Below are 5,024 nucleotides of genomic sequence, written 5' to 3' on the forward strand. Positions count from 1 at the left end.
GCGAGAGCGCCCTACATACAGCCCGTTAGGGCACTAAACGAGGCGCAATACGTCGCTGATTGTTGAATCAACCCGATCGTGTCGAAGAACATTTCAAAACCGATGGGTTGTTCATCGTAGCCTTAAACGGCTCAACGGCTTATTCAGCCTGATCTACGCCGATACAGGTCGCGCTTCGATCGCGCCCGAGAAGCTGATGCGGGCGTTGCTGCTGCAAGTGTTCTATTCAGTGCGTAGCGAACGCATGCTCATGGAACAGATGCGCTACAACATGCTGTTCCGCTGGTTTGTCGGACTGGCCATGGACGATGCAGTCTGGGACCACTCCGTGTTTTCCAAGAATCGTGACCGGTTGCTTGCGCATGAAGTGGTGGAGGCGTTCTTCACGGAAGTCATGACGACGGCGGACAAGCAAGGACTGCTGTCAAAGGAACACTTCTCGGTCGACGGCACGCTGATCCAGGCCTGGGCCAGTCACAAGAGCTTTGTCGCCAAGGATGGTTCGGATGAGCCGCCACCTGACGGTGGCGGCCGCAACCGGCAAGCCAACTGGAAAGGCAAGCCGCGCAGCAATGACACCCATGCCTCGACCACGGATCCGGATGCGAGGTTGTACAAGAAGAGCGACAAGATGCCGGCGGTGTTGTGCTACCAGGGTCATGTGCTCATGGAGAACCGCTCAGGCCTGGTGGTGGGGGCTGTGGTGAGCCACGCCGACGGCATGAATGAGCGTATCCATGCCCTGCGCCTGCTCGATCGTCTTCCCGGGCGCCATGCGAAGACGGTCGGCGCCGACAAGGCCTACGATACACGCGATTTCGTGGCCCATTGCCGCGCCCGCAATGTCACACCGCATGTGGCTCGGCATGAGCGGCGCTGGGGCGGCAGCGCCATTGATGCGCGCACCACCCGGCATGGCGGTTATGGGGTCAGCCAGACCATCCGGGCTCGCATTGAAGAGCATTTCGGCTGGGCCAAGACGGTCGGCCATATTAGGCAGACGATGTATCGTGGACTACGGCGGGTCGATCACCAGTTCAAGCTGACGATGACCGCCAGCAATCTATGCCGGATGGCGCGCATACTGTTCGCGGTGCCAGGGGGACGTGCATGATGAGGCGCATCACTATGGAAAACAGCACGGGCCTTGCTACAGCGGTCCATGCAAGTTATCGCCAATCGGTCTGCATGGCGCATAGATTTGCTTCAAAAAATCTGGGCAATCACCTCGCGACAGATGCTTCGAGGTGAATTTCAACAACCTGCTAGCGCGAGAAGGTCTTGCTGAACATACGAAGCTGCGCTCAGCTAAATATTCGAACAATATGATCGAGCAGGACCGCCGGAACGTGAAGAGTGAAGTGGCAACGATGCTTAGATCGAAACGGTGACTGACGGCGAAGCTGGTCATAGCCGGCATCGGGCTGATGCGCTGAAGCCGCTAGGGACAGTTCGGGCCAAAAATCGCATTGATAGGGGAAAGCAATGCCTGTGGTTTGGGAATCAGCACTTTCAGCTTAGTAACGCCGCATCGGAAATACCGATGTTTTAACCGTTGGTGAGATCTGCAGCAGAGCCGACGCGGTTACCTCGCAGCCTCCAGCGCTTCGCTGATGTCTATGGAAATGCCGACGTGCCCCGCATATTCACCCTCGGAGGTAAACCAGGGCAGCGCATTGGTTTCCAGCCAGCGCCATTCTCCATCCTTTCTTTTGACGCGCACTCGGTGCAGCAGGCGCCCATGCTGGCGGATCGCCTTGTCGAGCGCGGCCACATAGGATGGCAGATCCTGGGGGTGAACCACCTTATGCCACGCGGCGCCCATGAGATCCTTCAGCGGCACGCCCAGCATCTCCCGGAAACGCGGGTTCAGATAAACCGCGTTCCCATTGACGTCCACCTGCCAGATCAGGCCGGGGGAGGCCTCGGCCAGCGCGCGGAACCGGGTTTCGCTCTCGCGCAAGGCCTCCTCGGTGCTCCTGCGCTCGGTAATGTCTTGCACGATGATCGCCATCCTGTCCTCACTCATCGGAAAAAAGCGGATCAGATACCAGCGGCCAAAAGGCGCATAGTAGTTTTCCACCTCGGCAGGCACCCGATCGCGTGCCGCCCGATGAAAGGCCAGTCCCGATTCATCGTCGCTCGCTTCGCGAAACGCTTCGGTGAGAAATCGTTTGCCGATCAGGCTGTCGGCGTCGATACCTTGCCCGGCAAGCATCTTTCGTGCGGCCGCATTGAAATAGACGAACCGGGACTCGGCATCCAGCGTCATCAGTCCATCAATGGTGCTGTTCAATACCATCACGTAATACTCTTGCTGTTCCCGCAGCGCCGCCTCGGTGTACAAGCGCTCGATAATGCTGACCGCCTGGCGCGCATAAAGATCGAGCATGCGCAGTTCACGATCCAGGGGATAGTGCGGCTCGCGGAAATGGGTGGAAAGGACCCCCAGCAATTTTCCACCACGCCCGAACAGGGGCGTGGATTGCCAGGCCCGGATGCCGGCCGAGTCGAGAAGCGCCCTGTGTGCCGCAAAACGGTAATCCAGGTAGCCATCCTGAACGATGGTGCGCTTGCCGTGTTTGGCGGCCCCGCCGCTTGCGGCGCTGTTGTCGCATTTCACTGAATGGAAATGCGCCAGGAATTCCACGCTGAGTCCTTGGCTCGTGACGATTTCCAGGGTTTGCGTTTGCGGCCTGTAAAGCTGTATCGTGCCCGTAGCCGTGCCGAGCATGGAAATCGCTGCGCTCAACACTTCCTTGAGCGCGGGTTCGAAGTCTGAAATGTCGAGCAGGCGGGTGCCGAGAAGCTGCAGCCGGCTCATTGCCTGCAACTCGGCGCTCAGACGCGCTTCGGCCCCCTGCAGGGCTTCCTGCGCACGCTTGCGGTCGGTAATGTCATTGGCGTACAGCAGAATACCGCCATCCTCCACCGGCGATGCGCTCATCTCGGTCCATGTCTGGGCATGCACATCGTAGTACTCGAAGCGTGCCGCCATGCGGCTCGCCATGGCGCGGCGGTATTCTAGCTCGACCAGGCTTCCCTGCAGCGTGGGAAAGGCTTCCCAATAGTTTCTGTTGGCCAGATAGGTTCTTGGCAGGCGGGCCCGCCTTTCGGCCGCAGTGTTAAGGTAAGTGATACACCATTCGGAATCGACCGCCATGAGTCCCTCGCTCAAGCCTTCGAGGATAGTCAAGGGCACCGCTCGCAGTCGTTCGTCGCTGCGTTGCGTTTCGCGCCGGGATCTCGTCAGAGCGATCATCCCTCTGGCCTTGCTTGACAGTTCACGTCCGTTGAAGGGCTTGGCAAGCCAGTCGTCGGCGCCGGCGCGCATGCCTTCCTCATCGGCGTTGTCGTTCAGCCTGGGGAACAGCAGGATGAACGCTATCGTCGAGGTCGATGCGTGGGCGCGCAGAGCGCCAAGCAGATCGAAGCCGTCCGGCTCCGGCCTGGCCAGTCCGCTGAGCACCATTTCCGGCCGGTGTTCCAGGGCAGCCTGCAATGCCAGAGGGCCATTGGGCGCCGAGATGACCTGGTACTCATTGCTGAACAACTGTTCCATGTAGGTTCGCATGCCGGCATCGGATTCTGCTATGAGTATTCTGGCTTTCGGCTCGCCCTTGGCTGCAGGAGGCAAAGCCTCCGCCGTTGTGTCCTCGGTCGGTGGACTTGAGAATTCATAGGGTTGTGCCGGCAACGCAGACAGGGAGGGCCGATCCCACTCGGCAAATGCGATGGCGCGGTTGCCAGGCAAGTGTCGGAACGGGTGATGGTTCAAGCGCTCCAGACAGGGCTGCAGCGCGGCCTCGACATCCGCTGCCGTGGCAAACTGCCGGTGACGCAATTCACGCACGATCCAGCGCTCAAGAAACTTGACCTGCAATACGGCCTGCGCCTTATGTCTGGCATCCTGCAGCATCGACGGCAATACCGAGGTGCCGTAATGGCGGGCGAAGCTGCGCACCATCTCGTCGTCGCGCGGGGCATCAATAGGCACCATTCCGTTCGAGCCATCGGCAATGATGAGCCGCGGCACGCCTTCATAGAACAGCAAGGCGCGGACAGCGCAACGGATCCACTCATGGGCCGTGTCTGCGGCGGCGACGCAGGCGAAGGCAAGCCTGGAAGCGCCCATGGTGGCGAGGAAAATATGCGCGCAGCCTCCTTCGCTCAGGGGAATGGCCGATACGGCGGAACTGCAGAACATTCTTTCGCCACCCCGAAACACTTGCCGCAAGGAGTAGCCGAGCCGCAAGACGAAGGAATGGTAATGCTGGCAGAACTGGGTATAGCGGTAGATTTTCTGTTCGGCATAGTCGGTCTTGTACCGCTCCCATTCACTCAAGAGGGTGTTGCCGCTGCGGGACAAACGAAGATGAAGACGGCCGTAGTCAGGCCGCACATAGGGAAATGGTTGTTGCCGGCGCACATGCAGGCACTGCTTGAGTTCGGCTTCACTCATCAATCGCGCTGCCGGCCAATCGAGCCCGACGTTCTTCGCCAATCCAAGGTATTTCCCTACCACGCCTTTCGAAAGGCCCAGCGATTGCGCAATTTTCTCATGCGAAAGCCCGATGTCCATTTTCAGGCGCAGGATATCCTTGATCTTGTTGGCGGAAATTGCGGGGCTGCGCATGTTCGCCTCAGGCAGAAAAGCTGCCTCTATGAAGAGGTGGGAAACGGGAGACCATCTAGCGCAATTTTAGCCTTGTCAATCATGAAATGTCTATTCGATTCCTTACCTTCGATTCATCGCGAGGCAAAGATGCGGATCCCCCGAACAACCAGCCGTGGGCCAAAGCAAAGCAATGGAATGGACGCCTCCTCCCTGTAAGAGCCCGTTTGAAAACTACTCATTTTCGAATAGACGTTTGAGAAGTAAGCTGCCCATAGCGACATAGATCATTTCGCAGGAGACGTCGATGCGTCCCTCATAGTCACGTACTAAGCGCCGCCATTGCACCATCCACCCAAAGGAACGCTCGACAACCCAGCGACGCGGCAGCGGAACAAATGTGTGCTGA

General features: G+C 58.8%; 2 protein-coding genes and 2 pseudogenes. 2 read left to right on the forward strand and 2 right to left on the reverse strand.

From position 1 onward, the window contains the following. Positions 1-115: 115 nt before the first annotated feature. Positions 116-1,114, forward strand: a pseudogene (locus IGW03_RS37105) (IS5 family transposase); the annotation flags it as partial. 175 nt (positions 1,115-1,289) lie between these two features. Beyond that, a pseudogene (locus IGW03_RS39385) lies at positions 1,290-1,385 on the forward strand (IS6 family transposase); the annotation flags it as partial. A gap of 200 nt (positions 1,386-1,585) precedes the next feature. Here the strand turns inward: IGW03_RS39385 and IGW03_RS37110 are convergent. Both IGW03_RS37110 and IGW03_RS37115 read right to left on the reverse strand, forming a co-directional pair. Beyond that, entirely contained in the window at positions 1,586-4,636 is a 3,051-nt protein-coding gene (locus tag IGW03_RS37110) for a PAS domain S-box protein (protein ID WP_194727393.1), read from the reverse strand. Between the two features lie 213 nt (positions 4,637-4,849). Beyond that, the coding region (locus IGW03_RS37115) for a transposase (protein ID WP_194727394.1) at positions 4,850-5,024 on the reverse strand (175 nt) is incomplete at its 5' end.

The sequence above is a fragment of the Noviherbaspirillum malthae genome (assembly GCF_015352985.1).
GTDB classification, from domain to species: Bacteria; Pseudomonadota; Gammaproteobacteria; order Burkholderiales; family Burkholderiaceae_D; genus Noviherbaspirillum; species Noviherbaspirillum malthae.